The 20,885-nt window shown below is 57.6% G+C and carries 15 protein-coding genes; 8 read left to right on the forward strand and 7 right to left on the reverse strand.

Annotation, left to right across the window (positions count from 1 at the left end; translation table 11 throughout):
- Positions 1–146: 146 nt before the first annotated feature.
- Together ETAA8_RS34335 and ETAA8_RS04060 are read right to left on the reverse strand one after the other, a co-directional pair.
- Positions 147–1,973, reverse strand: a complete 1,827-nt coding sequence (locus tag ETAA8_RS34335) for an ankyrin repeat domain-containing protein (RefSeq protein ID WP_202921544.1) — start codon at positions 1,971–1,973, stop codon at positions 147–149.
- 323 nt (positions 1,974–2,296) lie between these two features.
- Complete coding sequence (locus ETAA8_RS04060; protein ID WP_238397675.1) at positions 2,297–3,202, reverse strand: TerC family protein; 906 nt, start codon at positions 3,200–3,202, stop codon at positions 2,297–2,299.
- 263 nt (positions 3,203–3,465) lie between these two features.
- Here ETAA8_RS04060 and ETAA8_RS04065 point away from each other — a divergent pair, with 263 nt between their 5' ends.
- From ETAA8_RS04065 to argJ, 6 genes are all read left to right on the forward strand, one after another.
- Positions 3,466–6,561: a hybrid sensor histidine kinase/response regulator gene (locus ETAA8_RS04065; protein WP_145085257.1), complete on the forward strand. Its 3,096-nt coding sequence runs from the start codon at positions 3,466–3,468 to the stop codon at positions 6,559–6,561.
- 49 nt (positions 6,562–6,610) lie between these two features.
- Positions 6,611–7,057, forward strand: coding sequence for a hypothetical protein (locus ETAA8_RS04070; protein WP_145085260.1), 447 nt, complete (start codon positions 6,611–6,613; stop codon positions 7,055–7,057).
- Positions 7,058–7,097: 40 nt separating this feature from the next.
- Positions 7,098–7,559, forward strand: coding sequence for a DMT family transporter (locus ETAA8_RS04075; protein WP_145085263.1), 462 nt, complete (start codon positions 7,098–7,100; stop codon positions 7,557–7,559).
- A 148-nt stretch (positions 7,560–7,707) separates the two neighbouring features.
- A complete protein-coding gene (locus ETAA8_RS04080; protein ID WP_145085266.1) occupies positions 7,708–7,983 on the forward strand; it encodes a DUF2089 domain-containing protein in 276 nt (91 codons plus the stop codon).
- 137 nt (positions 7,984–8,120) lie between these two features.
- Positions 8,121–9,131, forward strand: coding sequence for an N-acetyl-gamma-glutamyl-phosphate reductase (gene argC, locus ETAA8_RS04085; RefSeq protein WP_145085269.1), 1,011 nt, complete (start codon positions 8,121–8,123; stop codon positions 9,129–9,131).
- An 89-nt stretch (positions 9,132–9,220) separates the two neighbouring features.
- The gene (gene argJ / locus ETAA8_RS04090; protein ID WP_145085272.1) at positions 9,221–10,414 is read left to right on the forward strand and encodes a bifunctional glutamate N-acetyltransferase/amino-acid acetyltransferase ArgJ; all 1,194 of its coding nucleotides are present in this window, start codon (positions 9,221–9,223) and stop codon (positions 10,412–10,414) included.
- 26 nt (positions 10,415–10,440) lie between these two features.
- Here argJ and ETAA8_RS04095 read toward each other — a convergent pair whose 3' ends face one another.
- The 3 genes from ETAA8_RS04095 to ETAA8_RS04105 form a co-directional block, all read right to left on the reverse strand.
- Entirely contained in the window at positions 10,441–11,619 is a 1,179-nt protein-coding gene (locus ETAA8_RS04095; RefSeq protein WP_145085275.1) for a polysaccharide biosynthesis/export family protein, read from the reverse strand.
- 4 nt (positions 11,620–11,623) lie between these two features.
- Positions 11,624–13,111, reverse strand: a complete 1,488-nt coding sequence (locus ETAA8_RS04100; protein ID WP_145085278.1) for a hypothetical protein — start codon at positions 13,109–13,111, stop codon at positions 11,624–11,626.
- 247 nt (positions 13,112–13,358) lie between these two features.
- A complete protein-coding gene (locus tag ETAA8_RS04105) occupies positions 13,359–14,327 on the reverse strand; it encodes an MBL fold metallo-hydrolase RNA specificity domain-containing protein (protein ID WP_145085281.1) in 969 nt (322 codons plus the stop codon).
- Positions 14,328–14,442: 115 nt separating this feature from the next.
- On the opposite strand from ETAA8_RS04105, the gene ETAA8_RS04110 reads away from it, so the two are divergent.
- Together ETAA8_RS04110 and ETAA8_RS04115 are read left to right on the forward strand one after the other, a co-directional pair.
- Positions 14,443–15,234 (forward strand): undecaprenyl-diphosphate phosphatase, encoded by a 792-nt coding sequence (locus ETAA8_RS04110; RefSeq protein ID WP_145085284.1) that lies wholly within the window; start codon positions 14,443–14,445, stop codon positions 15,232–15,234.
- Positions 15,235–15,330: 96 nt separating this feature from the next.
- Entirely contained in the window at positions 15,331–16,242 is a 912-nt protein-coding gene (locus ETAA8_RS04115; RefSeq protein WP_145085287.1) for a TIGR01777 family oxidoreductase, read from the forward strand.
- A 681-nt stretch (positions 16,243–16,923) separates the two neighbouring features.
- On the opposite strand, the gene ETAA8_RS04120 is transcribed toward ETAA8_RS04115, so the two are convergent.
- Both ETAA8_RS04120 and ETAA8_RS04125 read right to left on the reverse strand, forming a co-directional pair.
- Positions 16,924–17,184: a hypothetical protein gene (locus tag ETAA8_RS04120; protein ID WP_145085290.1), complete on the reverse strand. Its 261-nt coding sequence runs from the start codon at positions 17,182–17,184 to the stop codon at positions 16,924–16,926.
- A 698-nt stretch (positions 17,185–17,882) separates the two neighbouring features.
- Positions 17,883–20,843, reverse strand: a complete 2,961-nt coding sequence (locus tag ETAA8_RS04125) for a c-type cytochrome (RefSeq protein WP_145085293.1) — start codon at positions 20,841–20,843, stop codon at positions 17,883–17,885.
- Between the last annotated feature and the right edge of the window lie 42 nt (positions 20,844–20,885).

The following is a 20,885-nucleotide window of genomic DNA, read 5'->3' on the forward strand; positions in this document are numbered from 1 at the left end:
GCGGGCTGAAACGGTCGTTCCGCTTACGACGGTTCTTTAGGGCGCAATAGCATAACCGCCCTAAGCGCCAAGGAAAAACAGAAAAATGCGACATTTTGTCGCGGCTGTTTTCTAAGGGGAACCCTCAGTGGAAGGAGAAGCCATTCCTAGTTGATCTCAATCTGATTTCGGGCGATTTTCCACTTACCGCCGACGTTCAGAAGTTGAAACCTCGACTTCGCAGGTGAGTCATTGTCTCCCCAGGTGCCATAAACAGTCACTGTCGCGCGGTCTTCCGTGGAATAGCCTTCAAACCGTTCAATGGCCTTCAAAACACTCAATTCCCAGGTCGCCCATTCCTGAGCCGCGACATCTCCGCTTCCCGGGCTTGTCATCAAATTGTAGAGGTCACCAGCGTTCCGATCGCGCAAGGCCTGGATGTACGCCCGGATCGCAACCAATTGCGGGCCACCATCTTCCGGCAAAGGCTGGCCGTTTTTGGCACTGATCACATGGTCTTTTGCACCGGCGGCCCGCAAGGCCTCCGCGATCGCGGGGTGAGTTTGGTCTGCGGCCAGCAACGGAGTTTCGTGAATATTGTCCGGAACGTTCAAATCCGCTTTGGCCTCGATCAGCAGTTTGACAATCTCTTCGTGCCCGGAGCCCGCTGCTTGGCGAAGGGCAGTTCGCCCGTACTGATCTGCCGCGTTCAACGGAACCTTGTTCTCAATCAGCCACTGGGCGGTAGCGGCATCTTTGGCGACCATGAGCAGCGTCTTCTTCTCCGTATCGCGGACATCAATATTCAGTCTTCCCTTCTTCTGCATCGCTTGCAGCTTGGAGATTTCCCCCGCCTGTGCTGCCTGAAACGCCTCACTGTCGAATTTACGACGTTGGCTTTCGGAGTTCAGGTACAGATACATCGCACCATACGTAGCAGCATGAGCAATGACCAGGAACAGCAGCCCGCCAATCAAATGACTCCAGAGCGAAGCGCGCGATTTACGCTCGAGCGTGTCGACATCGCCGCGAATCAGGCGAATTGCTTTCATACCGCTGCCGACAGGCAGAACCCCGCGACGCATCTCGTCGTAGCGGCCAATCACCACCACCTGCTCACCAACCCCAACGCGGTTCTCCTTTAGCGTCGGCAGCGGAATCGATGGCAGCGGATTGGAATCATCAGGTGACGAGTCATCGTCATCCAACTCGTCGTCGTCAAGCTCCGCATTTTCGAGTTCATCCTCTTCGTCCGCCAGGTCTTCGTCGCTGATTCCCGCGTCGGGATCTTCAACAGCCCGTTCACCGTTGATCTCTTGCCAAACTGCTTCCAAATCATCGGGAAAAAGCTTCTTGGGATCGACTTTCTTCAGTTGCAGATTCTTCTCTACGCTGCCGTCGTCGTCGGTCCAGGCGTCTTCAATGGCGGCGAAGGCGTTCAACAGTCTGAGCCCACTAATATCTTGAAACTCCGTTTTGCTGACGAAGTCCCGCGCTCGGCGTGCGGCTGTGAAACTCCGCAGCGTGTACGAAGTTCCTTCCTCGAGAACGGGAAAGCCCAGCAGTCGCACGTTGCCGGTGCCGGTTTGAATCTCCGACGGTACCATCAGAAACCCAGCTAGATCCGAACCAGTTTTTTCTTCGCTGGAATCGGTCGGCGGCGGGGAGGTCGACAGATCGTATTCGCACAAGCAGCACGGCGCATTGCTGAACGGTGCCAGCAACGGCTGGCCAACAGGTTGGATCGGCCCAGCCGCCGCAAATAGTTGCCGATCGCGCGGCGGAAACTGATGCCGCGCATTGCTCGCCAGCGACCAATCCTTCCACGCAGTTCGCGCATTCATCAACGCACCGATACAGCAGAACACCACAAAACCCAGACCGGCTGCTGCGTAATAGCTCTCCGGCCGGTCGAACACCGTATCGAGCCAAAAGAAGTAGCCAACTGCAATCGCGGCGTACATCAACAAGGCAAACAAGCAACCACGAACCATGAATCACCTGGCAGGATGAACAGCGTTTCGCTCAGATCGGATTCGAGACGAGATTGTGTAAAGCGTGAAAGGGGACCATTTGCTACCAAGGTATCGAGCGGTCGCGTGCATTGCCCGCTGGCCTGAGCAAAACGACAAGGCCTGGGCATGGGGTGAAAGGTCCTTGCCGTCCACGATCTGGGAACTTCTTTGGGTCGTTAACCGGCCTGAATTTTCGGTGGAGAATCAGGTTATCGTTTGCGTCAAATGCACCCGTTCGTCTCTGTACGGACACATCATCGGGTGCTCTTCGCCCACAGCGGTCACTGGCAAACCTCACCACTTTAATTTTTCGGCTGCTGTTCCTTGCCTGCCTTGGCCGCGGCTTCTGCCGCCCGCACGCGCGCGGCTTTCGAACTGGCTCGCAGGTTAAGTGCTTCGACACCAAGCGAGAACGCCATCGCGAAGTAGATATAGCCCTTATCGATGTGTGTTCCCACTCCTTCGGCCAGCAGCATGACGCCAATCAACAGCAAGAAGCTCAAGGCGAGCATTTTGACCGTGGGATGGCGCTCGACAAAGCGAGCCACGTGTCCGGCGAACACCATCATGACAATGACGGCGATCATCACAGCGGTGATCATCACCCAGATGCTTTTGACCATACCAACCGCGGTAATGACCGAGTCAAGCGAAAAGATGACATCCAGGAGGATGATCTGCCCGATCACTGAGCCAAAAGATGCCCTTTTGGCTTCGTTGTGTTCGTCGTGAACTCCCTCGACCTTGTGATGGATCTCGAGCACGCTGCTGCGAATCAAGAACAGTCCGCCTGCGAGGAGGATCAAGTCCTTCCAAGTGACGTTGTTAATCTCTTCGTGATGTTCGCCCGGCAGCCACTCGATGGGTATGTGCAGATCGGTCCAATGAAATGCCGGCTGCGTCAACTGCATGATCCAGGTGATGGTCAGGAGCAAGCCGATCCGCATGATCATCGCCAGCGCAAGGCCGATGTTGCGTGCCTGTCGTTGCTGCGACTCGGGAAGCCGGGCCGTGACGACGGAGATGAAGACGATATTATCGATGCCCAGAACGATTTCCATCGCGACGAGGGCGAGCAAGGCAATTGCATCGGTAACCATGGCAAATGACAATCGTAAGGATGAATCGGCGATGCTATTCGAAGTGGCATCCGCAGCGACAATATGGCACGTGGTTACCACCAACACCAGGGCAGCGATGCCTCGCAAGCCACTGAGATGCGCGACGCTCGTCGATGTTCAGCGTTCGTACAAAATGGATTGATGTGCGTTTGCGTTTGGCATTCACGCGCACATTCGACTGGCGTTGTTACGTCATTTGTGCCAACTTTCACGCGACAATTTCAGCGTTTCTTGCTATCCCCCGCCTGCGGGAGTAAATTCACGGGCGCGGTGACACTTGAAAAAGTGGTCAGACGCGTCTGGCTGGTTATGCAAACGCGTCGAAGTCCTTTCACAATAGGTGATGCGTTATGCCGGCGATCATGCAGTTGCTGGCCGACCTGGCGACAGGGGTGGCTCTCCTCACCATACCGGTCCTGGCGATCTATCTGATTTTCAGCAATCGCCTGAAGATGAACGGCCTCTACTGGCTACTCGTCGTGCTCCTCTTCACGGCCGGCTTGTTGCACCTGGTGCAAGCGGCTCCTTGGCTAGGACAAACCAGCCTGCCGTCGATTATCAGCTTGACGATGACGGCTCTCTCGTGGGCCACGCTCATCACGCTGCTAATTGTCGTGCCGAAGATCTTAAAACGCCGCAGCCCGGAAGAACTCCAGCATCAGATTCAGCAGCGAGAACAAGCTGAACAACGCTTGCGAGAGACAATCGCCCTTTATCAATCACTGAACGAAAGTCTGCCGCTGAATGTAATCCGCAAGGATATTGAAGGGGCATTCATCGACTGCAATCAGCGCTTTTGCGATACGTTGCAAATGACTCGCGAGCAGATTCTGCACAAAACCGACTTCGATTTCTATCCCGAATCGCAAGCGCAGAAGTATCGGCACGACGACGTGCAAGTAATCAGCACCGGCCAACCGCTGGAACTAGTAGAAGAGTATGTGGGACCGACTGGCGAACGACTCTACATGCAGGTCCTTAAAGCGCCCGTCCGCGATTCGACCGGCCGAATTGTGGGCATCCAGGGGATGTTTTGGGACGTCACGCAGCGAATGCGCGCCGAAGAAAAGCTGCGGACAAGTGACGCCAAGTTTCGCAAGCTAGTGCAATCGAGCATCATGGGCGTAATGGTTGCCGATTTTGCCGGGCATGTAATTGAATCCAACGATGCCTACTTGGCCATCGTTGGTTATTCGCGAGACGAACTGCTAAGTGGCCGGGTGCGCTGGGATCAACTTACCCCGCCCGAGTTTCGCGCCGATGACGAGCGCGCTATTGCAACGCTGCTTCAACACGACGATTGCCCGCCGTGGGAAAAAGAGTTTATCCATCGCGATGGCCATCGCGTGCCAGTGCTCATTGGCGTGACGATGCTTGATCGTGAGCAACAAGAGTGTATTTGCTTCGTACTCGATATCACCCGGCAAAAGCAAACCGAGAAAGACCTGAAATCGGCGAAAGAACTGGCCGATCTCGCCAGTCGGGCGAAGAGCCAATTCCTGGCCAACATGAGTCACGAAGTGCGCACTCCCATGAACGCGGTCATTGGCCTGACAGAACTGGTCCTTAATACTCCGCTTGAAGCTCAGCAGCGCGAGTATTTGCAACTTGTCCTGCAATCGGGTGAGGGATTACTGTCCGTAATCAACGATGTGCTCGATTTTTCCAAGGTCGAATCCGGGCACGTGCAACTTGATCTGCAGCCAATGAATGTGCGCGAGTGTTTGGGCGACGCGCTCAAGTCGCTGGCGGTCAGGGCGCACGGCAAGCAACTCGAACTGCTGCTGGATGTAGCCACTGATGTTCCCGAGTGGTACGCGGCCGATCGAGGTCGCCTCCGGCAAATCATCATCAACCTCGTCAGCAATTCGATCAAGTTCACCTATGCCGGTGAGATTGTGGTGAGCGTGCGGCGTGGTGCCACGACGACGCAGGAGGGTGGCGAAACAGTTCCACTTACCTTCTGCGTATCCGATACGGGGATCGGCATTGCTCCTGAAAAACAACGACTAATTTTCGAGCCGTTCGAGCAGGCCGATGCGTCGACCACGCGTCAATTCGGCGGCACGGGGTTGGGCCTGACGATCGTGCAACGTCTCGTCGAATTGATGGGAGGACACATCACAATCGAAAGCGAACTCGGCCAAGGAAGCAAGTTCAGCTTCACACTGCAACTCGAACCTTGCGAACCACCTGCGCAAGAGGAGCCTGCTCGCGAAGGAAGTCTCGACGGTGCGCGGGTCGTGGTGATTGAAAACCATCCAACGAGCCGGCGAATCATCGAAGCCACTCTACGCAGTTGGCGCATGGAGCCGGTCATGTACGACAGCGCTTCGGCAGGGCGAGCGTTGCTTGAAGGCAGCAACGGACATGCCCCCTGCGACGTCTTGCTGACCGATATCAGGATTGGCGATGGCAATGCCTGGTCGTTGCTGGAGCAACTGCGAGCGCATCCGGCAACCGCTGAATTGCCTGTAGTCGTACTTCTATCGCACGATTCGAGCGATCTCGCGCCGCAGTGCCAGAAGCTGGGAGTGCAGCAACGCCTCTTCAAGCCGTTCAAGCAATCGGAACTCTTCGATGCAATTGCAGCTGCGATGCATCTCGATTTGCGAGGTGGGACTGCTGCCGCAACCTCCGCAGATTCGAAGTCCAGCGTGTCCGTTCGATCGTTACGCATCCTGCTCGCCGAAGACAGCCTGGTGAATCAACGACTTGCGGTTGGTGTATTAGAACGACTCGGTCACGAAGCGACGATTGCTAACAACGGGCACGAAGTGCTCGACCTGCTCCAACGGGAGAAGTTTGACCTGGCACTAATGGACATTCAAATGCCAGAATTGGACGGCCTGGAAACAACCCAGCGAATTCGCGCGCAAGAGTTGAAAACCGGCGGGCACTTGCCGATTGTCGCCGTCACCGCGCATGCCTTGAAGGGGGACCGCGAGCGCTGTTTGGAGGTAGGTATGGACGGATATGTTTCGAAGCCAATTCGCCAGAAGCAACTGATCGATGAAATGGAGCGGGTACTCGGGATGGCGGTTGTGCCCTTCGACAGCACTGTTGTCGCAGTGCAGTCCGCCGCAGGAAACTTTGTCGATTGGCGGGTCGCACTCGAATTTTGTAACGGCGATCCCGAGTTACTGCGCGAAATTGCAGAGGCGTTCCTTGAAGAGTGGCCGAAGCGGACGACGGAAATGCGCCGCGCTCTCGATGACAGCAATTTCGATCTGCTGCATCGCGCAGCACATACCATCAAAGGTTCGTTACGGTATTTTGGAGCCGACGAACCTTTTGCGACGGCGCTCGAGTTGGAGAATCTCGGCGGCAAACAATCGCTGGCCGGCGCTGAAGAAAAATGGACCCGCCTGCAACAGCAGGTGCAACAAGTCGTGCCACTGCTCGTGGCATTTGTTCAGGGCAAGGTCCAATTGCCGACCGCGTAATGTATGCTCTGGGCGGGCGATAATTCAAGTCTATACAAGAGCAATGTCGATGCATCGGAATCTGAGCCTTTTCGGTCAATTCGTGGGAGTTGTCCTCCTGATTGCCGGTCTGACATCGTGCAACGAAACTGGGCCACGGACCGTGCCAGTCAATGGCAAGATCACCTTCGGCGGCGGACCCTGGCCCAAAGCCGGAACTCTGTTCTTTACACCGCTAGCGCCGGCGGCTGGAATGCCCAACCAAACGGGGACTGCCGAGTTTGGACTCGACGGCAAATTCGTTGTCACTTCGTATGAGGCAGGCGATGGGCTCGTTCCGGGGAAGTACTCGGTGAATATCGAATGTTGGGATACCCCAGTAACCGAGGATTCTTCGGCAGGCAAAAGCTATTTGCCGAGTAACTACGGAGAACTGATCAAGAGCCAACTTCCCATCGATATCCCCCTCGACGCCCGCGGCCCAGTCCAAGTAATCTTGGACGTCCCCAAGTCCTGACTCGTTCTGCCGTAGTCTCCCCCGCGAGAAACTTGTACGCATGGAAAAGTGGCCGCTAGTGCTAAATGCTATTGTCATCGGCATGGCAATCGCAATGCAGCCGATCGTCAATAATCAGTTGAAGAACTATGTTCAACATCCGTTGCAAGCGGCGCTACTGTCGTTTTCAACCGGAACCGTTCTACTCGCATTGCTTTGCGCCGGCATGTACTTTTTCGGTAACGTACCGCTGCCGGAGATTGCCTCGCTGCAAAAGGGGCCGTGGTGGATCTGGCTGGGAGGCACGCTGGGTGTCTTTTTCATAACCGCCTCGATCTGTCTCGTGACGCCCCTCGGCCCGACGACGATGCTGATGTGCTTTATCGTGGGCCAACTCACGGCTTCGGTCATCATCGAACACTTTGGCCTGCTGAATATCCCCGTGCATCCACTCTCCGGCCAGCGTGTGTTTGCTGTGTTGCTGATGATCGTGGCCATTATGTTGATAACACGGCGAAGCTAAAGCATCAGGCAGTTTCAGGGCGTTTTGGAGTGGTGGCCTTTGACTCCGCCACCCCATGTCTCCCGGTCCTCCTCCTGCGCTGCTAAATTGTGGTCTGCGCTTCCGTAAGTCCTGGAGCGCACTCATCTCTACACAGGAGGCCCGAATCGTGAAGAAGGAAGAAATCCTCGCCAAGCTGCAATCCGGCGAACTCTCGGTCGAACAAGCGTCGCAATTGCTGACCGACACAGCCCCCAAACGCGGGCAGTTGTACTGCAAGGTGAGCGAAAAGGGGGCCATCTCGGTGTACGGCCTGCAACGGATGCCGGTCACGCTTTACGTCGAACAATGGACGCGACTGTTGGACTTTGCGGACGACCTGAAATCCTTCATGAAGGAAAACGACTCCAAGCTGAAGCGCAAAGAAGGCGCTGCCGCCGAGTAGGTCGGTCCTACGGTTAGGGTCTTAACTGCGCGACTTCGAGCGACCTGTCGAGCGCGCGAACCCTCCCGGCTGCTCGGTCGTCCTTTTACCCAATGGTTCTTCTGATTCTGCTTTCGCTTGCGTAAGGTTCGGCAAACATGATTCGAGTGGGGATTTTAGGCGCGACGGGCTACACGGCGCTGGAATTGATCAAGATTTTGCTCCGACATCCCGACGCACAAATTACGGCTGTTACCAGCCGGCAGGAGGGCCGCCCCCCAATTGCTGCCGTGCATCCTTGCCTTACCGGCCGGCTCGATCTTCCTCTCGAGGATTTTGCCCCAGCTGCGGTCGCCGAACGTTGCGATTGCATCTTCAGTTGCTTGCCCCACGCGGCCTCGGCCGAATCGGCGAAGGCACTTCTCGCTCTCGGCAAGCGGGTCATTGATTTCAGCGCCGACTACCGCCTTAACGATCCGGTCTCGTATCGCAAGTGGTACGAGCATGACCATCCCGATGCCGAGCGATTGGGAAAGACCGTTTATGGCCTGCCGGAACTATTTCGCGAGCAGATTCCCCAGGCTGCGCTCGTTGCTAATCCGGGCTGCTATCCCACCTCGGCCATTTTGCCTCTCGCTCCGTTCTTGAAGGAGGGCTGGGTCGAAAGTCAAGATATCATCGTCGACAGTAAGAGTGGCGTGAGTGGTGCTGGCCGCACGCCCAAATTGGGGACGCTCTATCCCGAATGCAACGAAAGCATTTCGGCCTACAGCGTGGGGAAGCATCGGCACTCGCCAGAGATTGAACAGATTCTGGGACGAGTTGTCCCCGCACAGCCCCAGATTATCTTCACACCGCATTTGGTTCCCATGGACCGAGGCATTCTCACCGTCAGTTATAGCAAGCCGACAAAGTCCTTCACCGAAGAACAGGCGTTGGAACTGCTGCGCGACACGTATCGCAACGAGCCGTTCGTTCAGGTTGTCAAGAATCTGCCTGCAACGAAGGACGTCGCCCACACCAACTTCTGCCACATTACCCCGCGCGTGACCGGTGGGCGATTACTGCTGATCAGCGTGATCGACAACCTAATCAAAGGTGCTTCCGGCGCTGCCGCGCAGAATTTCAACCTGATGTACGGCTTTAAAGAGACCACAGCGCTGGTGTAGCTTGGCGTCGCCAGTGCATTTGGGCGTGAAGCGAAGTTGCCGTCGTTTGCGAGCGAAGTCAAGTCAAAGACCAACAACCGAGTATCAAGATGTCGATCGAAGTTCCAGCTGGCTTTGTGATGAATGGCGTACACGGCGGCATCAAGAAAGTTGCCACGAAGGAAGACTTTACGCTCATTCACTGTCCGAAGGGTGCCACCGCTGCGGGAGTCTACACGCAGAACCTGGTGTTTGCCGCTCCGGTCGGTTTTGATCGGTCTCGAACGCCATCGGCCAATATCCGCGTCGTCGCAGTGAACAGCGGCAATGCCAACGCGTGTACCGGTGAGCGGGGAATGAACGATTGCCGGGAAATGGCACGTTTGGCGGCCACAGCTGTCGGCGAAAACGAACAAACCGCGCTGGTAATGTCGACCGGGGTGATCGGTGTTTTCTTGCCGATGGATAAAATCGCTAACGGTGCCAAGCTGGCCGCTGAGAAACTCGGTAACGACGAAGCTTCGTTTCTGGCCGCAGCCCGCGGCATCATGACGACCGATCAATTCCATAAGGTCGTTGCCCGGCAAGTGAACGTTGCGGGTCGGACCATTCGTCTCGCGGGCATGTGCAAAGGGGCCGGTATGATCGGCCCGCATATGGCCACCATGCTCGCCATCATGCTTACCGACGCTCCACTCACGCCTGCCGCCGCGCAGCAAGTCCTCAAGGCTGCAACCGACGAAAGCTTTAACTGCATCAGCGTCGAAGGGCACATGAGCACGAACGATACGCTGCTCCTGCTCGCCAGCGGTGCCGCGGGTGGCGAGCCGTTGACTGGCAGCGACCTGGCTGCATTCCAAGCCGCCCTTACGGATGCCTGCATTGAACTGGCTCAGCAAATTCCTGACGACGGCGAAGGTGCTTCACACTTGATCGGCATCGAAATCACCGGCTGCCAGACTCGCGACGCTGCTCAGCAGATTGCCAAGACGGTCGCCAACAGCGCCCTCGTGAAGACCGCCGTTGCCGGTGCTGATCCCAACTGGGGGCGAATTGTCTCAGCTGCCGGTTACGCGGGTGTGCCCTTCAATCCTGATGGCGTAGGGCTGATCGTCAACGGTCACGAACTCTATCGCGCCGGAGCTCCGGTCCCTTTCGACGCCAAGACCGTTTCGGCTGCCATTAAGTCCGAGCGTAAGACGCACATCAAGCTCACCTTCACCGAAGGCTCGGCTGTTGGCCGCTTCTGGACCAGCGATCTCAACGTGAACTACGTACGCTTCAACGCTGACTATACAACTTAACGCTGGCCCGTCTGCGTCGCTGCAAGCTACGGAGAGGTGATGACGGTGCTGCCCGTGCCACCGCCAAATTGATAGGTGAAGGTCGTCGGCAGAACGGCATACACGCCCTTAGTAAAGACCATTTCGGCGATGTCGTCGAAGCGTTGCAGAGACGATTTGGGAACAACCACGATGTCGGAATCGCGCAGCCAGATTTCGTCGGCGGGCATCGGTCGTTCGCCATAGAGTGCACCGCGGATATCAAGTTTGGTGGCCAACAATCGCCAGTCGTCAGCGCGTCGGAAGACGACTACGTTGCGCAGGTTCGCACCCACATTCCAGCCGCCAGCCAAAGCAATGGCCTGCATGGCAGTGGTTGGCCCTTCCATCGCAAAACGGCCACCGTTGCGAACTTCACCCACAACAAACACCGACCGCGGGGCCCGTTCGAACAGATTCGGGGTGACCTCCAGTCCTTCGACAATCGTGTCGTAGCGGGCGTTCACTTCGCGCTTCACTTCTTCCAAGGTCAGCCCTTGCGCCGGAACCTGGTCGATGCCGGGGAGTGAGACGGTCCCTTCGGGGTTCACTCGCACATTGCGCCCCTGGCCGCCGGAGAAGAAACGATTATCGACCGACGCTTTTAAGTCTTCCAACCGTGTGTTGGTCTTGACGGGTGTGACGGTGATGTCCGGAATCTTGTAGTACTTCTTGTAGCGCTCTTCGAGCAGCTTTTGGACGTCCATGATCGTCAACTTCGACGCCTTCAATTGGCCGACCAGCGGCAGGATGATCGTGCCGTCGGTTTGAATCGTCACTTCGCGGTTCAGCGTTGTGTCGATCAACGATTCAATCCTCAGCACATCGCCTGTTTGCAGACGATAGGGCTGTCCGGTATCGGAGCGGGTAACGCGATAGATGAATTCCACCTGGTCATCTACCCGCAGACGATATTGGTGCAAGTGTGCCGTGCGCGCGGGGCCGATGTATTCGCCCTGCTGAAAGGCCTGCCAAGGAATGGGGCCCCAGCTGTTCCAGCGTTGTTCGCCGCAGCCATCGCCCTTGGCACAGTCGATGCCATTGATCTGCCGCTCGCAGGCATTGCCACAAGCGCCGGTGTTGCAGGTGTTGCATGCCGCGGCATAGGTCGTCGTTTGGGCGTGCGACTGCCGCACCAGCCCGCAGGCGGCGATGAGGAATCCCAAGATGTAAATCGTGCGCTGCATGGCGTTATCTCCGGGTGCCGTTGCCACGCGGCTGATTGGCGAGTGGACCAGCAGGCGAGTTCGGCGCGATGGGCGTTTCCCAGCTATCCGTTTGTTTGCCACTGGCAGCGAAAGCTTTGGGATCGACCCACGTGACCGGTGGTCGGGGCGAAGCGGGTGCGGCAGGTGCAGGGCGACCGGTGAGGGCAATCAACTCTTGCTCGGCTAATTGAGCTAGCGGAGCTTCGTTGAGCCGGCGATGAACGATGACCAGGTTCTGCCAACCTTCGGCATGGCTCTTCGTGTTCACACTTTGCTGCAACAGCCGCTTGGCATCTTGCAGTTGACCATAGCGGGCCAGCATGACTCCAAGTTCATTCGCGGCGAGATAATGCTGAGGAGTAACCGTGAGCGCCGCGCGAAAGCAGACCATTGCCTGGGGACCCTGCAAGCGATCGGCTTGAGCTGATTGGCGCGCGAGCCCTGTATGAACCTTGCCCAGCCAAAAGAGCGAATCGGCAGCCGCGGGAAGTTCGCCCGCTGCGGCAGTCAGTCGGTCGCCCGCAAAACCATAGTACCGCTGCATCGCGATGACCGGCGAAATCTCAGGTACGTTCGTATCGTGCAAGACAGGCGTGCGATGACCAGCAGCCACTTGATCGACTTGAATGGTCGACGTCGCATTGGCTCCCAGTTGCACAAAGTCTTCCGCCTCGGCTAGTGCCGTGAGTCCTTGATTGAGCGCCAAGGTATAGCCGCTGGTTCCTTCGGCTGCATCGAGCGACTGGGCTGCCAGCCGCAGCGACTGCAACAGGTCTTCGCGGGCGGCAAACAGGGCACCGCGATTGGCCAAATCGATGGCTTGCTTGTTCATCGCAGCCATTCGTTCTTGCACGGCGCGAAAGCCACTGCGGTCGCGCATCGGTCCAATCGTTTGCACCGGCTGCTGGGTCGACACCGGCATTTGCAGCGGACGAAAGGCGGGCAACGGTTGCTCAGGCTGTAGTGGTGCCACCGCAGGCTGCGTGAAGTTGGCGACTGGATTTGCAGCCGGGGCGCTGGGTGCCGTTAGTGCCTGTGGCATTTCCTGCGAGTATGGTCCCGCCTGGCGCGGCAGCGGATTGTTCACCGGACCAGCTGGTTGCTTCACAACCAGGCGACTACGCACGTCATCGTTGGTGGGGACTGCTGCGCGACTCAGACTCGAAGACTCAGTGGGGGGCACAATTCGCTGGGGAGGTAGCTCGTTGCCGGTCGACTGCTGATGCCGCTCAGAGTAGCGAAACGCGGCGTCGGGCGAGGAGTCCATCCAATCGCCAGCCACGGGGCGAATGTTACTGGGGACGGTGAGGAGCTGCGGTTCGCGAATGGGGGGCAAAGCAGCGGCAACGGGTCGGACGGGGGCGAGTTGGGCGTGTGGCTTGGAGTTGTTCGAACTGCCGCAACCAAACAACGTCAGCCCGGCAGGCGTGCAGCATGCAAGCAGGAACGCAGTGCGGCTGAAGCGAGACATGGGCACATCCGTGCAAGTAAGCATCCATCGCGGCTGGCCATAAAAGTGCTTCGATCGACGAAGCGGGCGCGCAGCCATCACGCAAACAGAATCGTCCGCAACTGGCTGAGACTTGCAATCAATCCGGCCGTTGCTGGCAGACTGTCCAAGCCTGGGGTCGCAGTTTCAGCACAGGCCAAACAATGGGAACCCAGCGCTGCTGCTAGATTCAGCATCGTCGGCAAAGTTTACCTGACCGTTCGCCCGCTTATACCAGGGATCGAAACGGGTCGCCGACCAGCGTGTGCAACGGGCGAGCATCGAGGCCGCGCCGCTTCAGGTCGTCCACAAAAGCCAGCGGTCCGTGAGTGCAATAGATAATCCGCGGCTGCACGCGGTCGATGCAGGCCAGCAGTTCGTTGTAGTCAGCGTGGTCGGAAAGGGGGATCGCAAAATCGGCTCCGTGAGCCTGTCGCGCACGGGGTGCATGGGCCCAACCCGTCACGACAATTGTCGAGACCTTGCCGAGATTCCGCAGCTTGGCGGCCTTCTGCGTATAGGGTGGTACCAGGACCACATGCCCCGGCAAATACTCATCTTCATAGCGCGAGAAGTTACCCAGCGAGCAGCCACATTTTTCATAGATCTCACTCATCTCGTGTGTGAGTGGATGCTGCTGCACGGGAATGCCATGCTGCGTGAGAATGCGAGTCACCTCCTGCGACTTGCCCATTACATAGGCATGAATCACCGGAGTGCGGCCAGCGTTGAGCACCAGATTCACCGTGCGCACCAGTTGCTCGATCACTTCCTCGCGCGGCGGCAATTGATAGCGTGGATCGCCATAGGTCGACTCCATCACCAGCACATCGGCTGGCGGCGGATTGGCCGGCGCGGCAGTTGCCGACTCAGCCAACTTGAAATCTCCCGTGTAAAGCATGCTCCCTCGTTCCGTCGCCACATGCAGCATGGCCGAGCCCAAGCAGTGTCCCGCCGCATAGGTCGTGAGTCGATGATCGCGCCACTCAAGCGGTTCGCCAATCGGCATTAAGCGCGTGCGATGATCGCCCAATCGCGCCCGGTACAGGGCCGCAGTCTCCGGCGTGCAGAAGGCCAGTTCATGCCGGGCCATGTGGTCGTTGTGCGCATGCGAAACGAACCCGCGGGGCTGCCGGCGGCATATGTCGACCGCCAGATCGAGGGCGGTGATCTTCAGTCCGTTGGTGTAATGAAACATCACCTTCGAATATACCGGCTGGCGCGATTTTGCGGGGCAGGAGGCTGCTCCTGCCTGCCACTCGCGACGTATCGTTGAACTCTCGCGCAACAATCACTTAATTGCCTGCTCACCGATGTCATTCTCGCTCCTCATGTTGCTGGCCGTCGTTCAAGGCGTGGCCGAGTTTCTCCCAATCAGTTCGAGCGGGCACCTGGTTGTGCTCGGGCGATGGCTGGGTGGTAGCAACGGCGAATTTCCCGACCTGAACGACGTCAACATTGTTCTGCACCTCGGCACCCTCGGATCGATCATCGTTTTCTACCATCGCCAGATATTGCAATTGTTAACCTCCGACCGCCGCGTCATTGGGTTAATGTTCCTGGGCACACTCCCCGCAGTTTTCGTCGGCCTCCCCTTGAAGTTGCTCTTCGATGATGTCCTCAATAGCCCGCTGGTCGCTGGTTGCCTGTTTCCGCTGACCGGCTTTGCCCTGCTGTGGTCGAGTCGCCTCCAACCGGCCGAAGGCGACTATCGAGCCATGACCTGGCAAGACGCTCTCTTCATTGGCTGCTGTCAGGCGGTGGCGATTTTGCCGGGCCTCTCCCGCAGCGGAACCACCATCGCCGCGGGTCTATCCCGCAACTTGAATCGCTCCTCAGCGGCCACCTTCTCCTTTTTGCTCGCCATTCCCGCCATCCTTGGTGCTGGTGTGCTCGAAGGCTTGAGCATGTGGAAAGATGGCAAACTTCCCGAGACTCCCCTCGGCTATCTATTGATCGGAGCACTGGTCTCGTTCTTCGTCGGACTCTTCTCCGTCTGGCTTCTGAATCGCTGGCTGCAACGCGGCCGCATCCATCTCTTCGCCTGGTACTGCATCGCCCTGGGAATTGTCGTGGTGAGTTGGCAATTGGCGATCAAGTCTTGAGTTCCAGAGTTCTGAGTTTTGAGACCACGCCGTTTGCGGTTAAGCTACTGATCTCGTCTCCGAACTTCAAAACTCAGAACTTAAGAACTGGTTACCATGCGCGCTCTCATCACTGGTGCGACGGGTTTTGTGGGTCGTCGGTTGCTGACAAAGCTGGATCAGCCGGCCGTGGTTTTGTCTCGCAATGCGGCCAAAGCCGAACGAACTTTGGCCAAGTTCGAGGTCACCGCCTTTGACTGGGACGCCGAAAACCAACCCGCCCCAGCCGAAGCCTTTGAAGGGGTGGATGTCATCTTTCACCTGGCTGGCGAGCCCGTTTCCGAAGGGCGGTGGACGAAGGCCAAAAAAGAACGCCTGCGCGAAAGTCGCGTGGCGGGGACTCGCAACCTGGTCCAGACCATTACCCAATTGGCAAACAAGCCCCGTGTCCTTATTAGTGCCTCAGCGGTCGGCTATTACGGCGACCGGGGAGACGAAATTCTGACCGAAGACGCTTCGCCACGCGAAGATTTTCTGGGCGAAATTTGTATTAGCTGGGAACGTGAATCCCACGCGGCCCGCTTGGCGGGCATTCGCGTCGTCAATCCGCGCATCGGCATCGTCCTGGGCGAACATGGCGGTGCGATCGGCAAGATGTTGACCCCCTTCTGGCTTGGGCTCGGCAGTCCCCTCGGCAGCGGCAAGCAATACATGCCCTGGATTCACATCGACGACCTCGTCCACCAGATGCTGTTCGCCGCCGAGCGCGAGTCGATCAGCGGTCCCCTCAATGGCACCGCTCCGAACCCGGTAACGAACCTGGAATTCACCAAAACGTTGGGCAAGGTCTTGAACCGCCCGACATTTCTCCCCGCGCCCCCCACGTTCGTCCTCAAGGCAGCCATTGGCGAGTTTGCCAACGTCCTGCTGCAATCGCAACGAGCGGTGCCCCAGAGATCGCTCGACGCCGGCTTTCATTTCCATTATCCGGATCTCGAACCGGCCCTGCGGCAAATCCTGGCGAAGTAACGACCCTCCGCCGCTGGGGAAATTTCCGTTAAACGACGCGCCTCACGAAATTTCCATCATCTCGCAAGGCCTTGGCGGGTCGACATTTGAGCCACGAGCGCTCGTTCTAAGTCGTTACCGCAGGCAGGAAACGTCGTAATTCAATTTCCATATTCCTCAGCAGCTGGAAACTACACGCGGAGTCGTCGGAAACAGGAAATTTCCGTTATTCGCATTTGCCGCGAAAAGGTCCTCGATCGCCTAAACGGTTTGCTGACAACAGGTTGGGCAAGTGCCACTCGTCCTAAGTCCTTACCAATCACTGGAAAGGTCAATTTTCAATTTCCATTATTGACGTAAACAGTTGGCAAGCTAATCGCTATTAAATCTGTGCGACAAGCCACGCAAGTGACACTGTCTTCTCACCAAATTGCCAAGGAGCGCGCCAACAAGTTCGATGCGCAATCGTTGACTAGTTTGGTCACGACGCGAAAAAATAAATTGGGCCAGCGGTCCGTAATCAGGAGACCCGAAGCGTCAGCGAGGTGAGCGAACGGGAGGTGCAGAACTCAATTGCGTCGTATTTCGTTCGATCGACGCTCGTAGTGAATCCCCGGCTGCCAGAACGAATGGCCCACCGTCGACCACAATTCAAAGCGGCGAAGAGCACTTTCCTCGCTGACGCTTCGGTCCACCTAAAAATCAATCGTCCGACTGATCGCGCCCCTGGCGGTAGACACGTTCGAACAGCCAGCCCCAGAGGAGGTATTGCAGGCCGATGACCACGAAGACGACAAAGCCCAGCAGGATCACCGGGCCAAACAAGCCGAGCGTCAGGAATGTCAGCAGCGTCATGCACAGCAGCAGGGCAATGCCCACCAGCACCAGGCTCCAATACGAGGTGCGCGGTTTGTCGCCGAAGTCGGGGGACGGCGGCAGGGGTGGAACCGGTTTGGGTGACATAGCAATAGCTCGTGCGCGCGGAACAGAACTCGCTCCTATTATAGCGACCAGTCACTCGCCGGGCTGAAGCTGCGGGTTTAGGGTCGTGGTTTACTTTGAATTCTTGGCTTACCGGAGCTTGCTCCACCATGCCCGACCAAAGGCTTCCAGGTAAACCTCAATAGTATGCCCTGGACATCTTCGCTCAAGCTCGCGGGCTAGCGCGAATTGGCTGCCAATCGGTGCTGATTTCAACTCGGGAATATGATCCCACTTTCCGGCTACAACCTCATCGGCAAGGCGTTCCGCTTTACTGGCCAAATCTAGTCGCGCTAACCGCTTCTTTTTGGTCATCGTGACCTAGCTCTTCTTTGCTGGCAGGTACTTGGTCAGCCGTTCGCCAAGTTTCTACTCTTCGGCCCAATTCTGGCGGAGCGTTTGAGCGTGGGGGTAGAATTTCTGGAATGAAATTCACGCTGCGAGATTTGTTCTGGCTAATCCTGGTAACTGCTATTGCATGTTGCTGGTTGATTGACCGACGAGACGGACGGGCTCACGAGCAGGCGACACGACACAAGTTTGAGGTAGCTCAACAGAGGGTTGCCGATCTAGAGCGGATTGTGAACGGACTTGGCGGAAGCAGGATACTGCCAAAGACCCGGGTGGCCGACTGACCGTCTCTAGCTGCCGGTAACGCGCCGTTTTCTATCTCCCACCCGCTACTTCTTCAAAAACGCCTTGTCGTCCGCTTTGCCAGCAGCGCGCATGTACGCAACCATGTCGAGGATTTCTTCTTTGGTCAGCGTGTTGATCAGCCCTTGCGGCATTTCCGAAACGCTCGACTTCTGCCGCTCTTCGATGTCGCTCTTCTTTACGACGGTCATTTCGCGGGCAAACGGATCGGTTCGAATCGTGATCTGCTGGTCGTCTTCGCCCACAATGCGGCCAGCGATCACTTCGCCCCCGGTCGTCGCCACGATGGAGCTTTGATACTGATCGGAAATGACCTTGCTGGGGACCACAACCGCTTCGAGGATGTACTGCGCATTGAAGCGATTCCCCACGCCGGTGATATCGGGCCCCGTGTCCCCCCCTTCGCCATTGAAGCGATGGCACTTGTAGCACTGAGCAGCTTGATAGGCGGCCTTCCCCTTTTCGAAGTTGCGGCCCGTATCGACTTGGGCAAGCATTTCTTGCACGTCTTCCATCTGCCAGTTGTGAATGAACTGGCGCGTGGTCTCGAGCTTCACCGCTTCGACTTTGGTTTTGTCTTCGATGACGTCCTTCAGTGCCAGGCGATCGGCATCGGGCAATTTCCTGGCCGCATCGTCGCGAATGCGAATCAAAAACTTCTTAAAGCTGGCACCGCCCCGATAGGTTTGCTCGGCCAGATTGAGCCAACCGAAGTAGGCCCGCCGCTGTTCGTTGTTCAGCAAATGAGCAACGTTGCGCAGCGCGAGGACATAGTAGAGCTGATCTTCCTGCGTCTGGCTGGCGGCGAGCAGCTTCATCGATGGCTCACCGACGCCGGGGAATTCGAGATAAACGAGCAAGGCGCAGAGCTCGCGATTGACGAACTCGTTTTGATGGGGATAGAGCCCCTTCAGTCGGTCGGCGACCTTCGCCGCCACCGCAGCATCCGGCTTCCCTTGGCGAATGAACGTCAAGCCATACGCGCGAGTCGCGGCGAGGAGTTGCTCTTCCGACATTCGCTCCAGCGGCAAGCTGTTGAGCTTGTCGATCATCTTCGGCTGCAGCGCCGCGTCGCCAGTGCGAGCGAGCGCCACCAGCAGTTGAATTGCCGCCGTCAGCCTCGTTTCGGCAAATGCCTGCTCTTGCCACTGGCTCAGCGGCTGATGTTCCACGGCCACGCGGGCCGCATAGCGAATGGCGCGATCGCTGGAGTTGAGCTGTGGCCAGGCCGTTTCGAGCGCCTTCTCACCTTGCTTACCGTGAAAACTCTCCAGCTTACGGCGCAGCTCGCGAGCGGCCAGCGCTTTGTCGTTCTGCTCAGCTGCGACAGGCGCGGTCGATTCACTACCCGTGTACTTCACACGATAAATGCCCGACTGGGTACCGCGGCCACCAATCGAAAAATAAATGCAGCCATCGGGATGGACGCAAATGTCCGTCACGGGCAGCGGCCTCCCTTGCACAAAGGGCTCGAAGGTGCCGGTGTAGGTGCCACCGGTCGGCGTCATGTGTACTGCGTAAATCTTGCCGTACGTCCAATCGTTAATGAACAGTGCTCGCTGATACTTGGCCGGGAACTTGGCACCCGTGCCGAACTCCACGCCTGTCGGCGAACCCATGCCAATGTTGACGACCGCGCCCAAGCTATCGGTCGAGTACTCGGGCCATTTGCCGGTGCCATTGCGCCAACCATATTCCCCTGCGCTCACGCAGTGATTCACGCGCGTGGGGCGATACCAGGGAGTTCCCGTGTCCCATTCCATATCGCTGTCGAAGGTGAAGACTTCGCCGTCGGTGTTAAAGGCGATGTCGTACGAATTGCGCAGCCCGGCGCAGAGAACTTCCCAGCCCGTGCCGTCGATGTTCACGCGCGAGACCCAGCCGCCGGGAGCCATGACCGTGGGGTCGTGGCCGCCACCATCGGGATTGCGCGGCAGGAGCAAGTCTTCTGCCCAATTGCGATGGGGCGAGTTCTGCTCGCTCTCTGCGGGAATCTTGGTGAAGTTGCCAGCGACAACATACAGCTTGCCATCGGGACCAAGTCGTACGGCATGCGGACCATGCTCGCCGCCACCTTGGAATTTCTTCATCAGCTCGACGGTGTCCCACTCGTCGTTGTTGTCCTTATCGGTGATTCGATAGAGCCCCGCTCCTTGCGCGGCATTTCCATTCACCACGACATATAACTTGTCTTGCACACAGAGCAGGCCTTGCGCCTGGCCAATCGGCACACTCAATTTTTCGACCTTGGTCTCGTCGCTGGTTTGGCCTGGTGTCACGCGATAGAGCGAGCCACCTTGATCGGACGTAATCAGCCGTCCCTTGGTGTCGACCGTCATCGATACCCAACTTCCTTGTTCCCCCTTGGGAACCGAGTAGACAAGCTCGACCTCGAAACTGGGCAGCGTTTGAATTGCGGTCGGTGCCGTGGCCTGTTGCGTGGCAGGGCGAGCACCTGCCCAGGCAATGGCAGCCCAGGGAGCAATGCCCAACTTGCCGAGGCTCTGGGCCGGCTTCCAGGCTTTATCGTCGAAGGTGAGTTGCTGCCAGCCATCGGAAGGTTCGCTGGCGCTGAACCAGCTGCGGTCGGTTGGCACCCGCTGCGTGCTGCCGTCCTTGTACTTCACTACCAATTCGCCCAGCATGCCTGCGGGACCACCTTCGTTGCGGCAACGGAGCGCGACGATATTCTTGCCCTTGGTCAAATGCTTGAGGACGTTCTCGCTAACGGGCTGTTCCCACGTGTTGTGTTCGACGCAATGCTTCGCATTGACGAACAGCGTGAAGACGTTGTCGCACGAGCCGGTGAACACGGCCGCAGCGGGAACCTCTTTCAAATCGAACGTCTTGCGAAAGAAGGCCATTTCCCCTTCGCCGGGCTTCTTCGTCGCCCAGATCCACTCGGGAACCGCGTCGGCTGCGTGAGCAGTGGTGGTGAAGAGCAGTGCGAGCAGACAAATTGCGGTGAGGGGGACCGAACATCGCATGGGCGTGAACTCCGCCGAGAGTTTTTAGGTGGGATAGCCCTG

Origin of the sequence: Anatilimnocola aggregata (assembly GCF_007747655.1) — a bacterium.
GTDB classification, from domain to species: Bacteria; Planctomycetota; Planctomycetia; order Pirellulales; family Pirellulaceae; genus Anatilimnocola; species Anatilimnocola aggregata.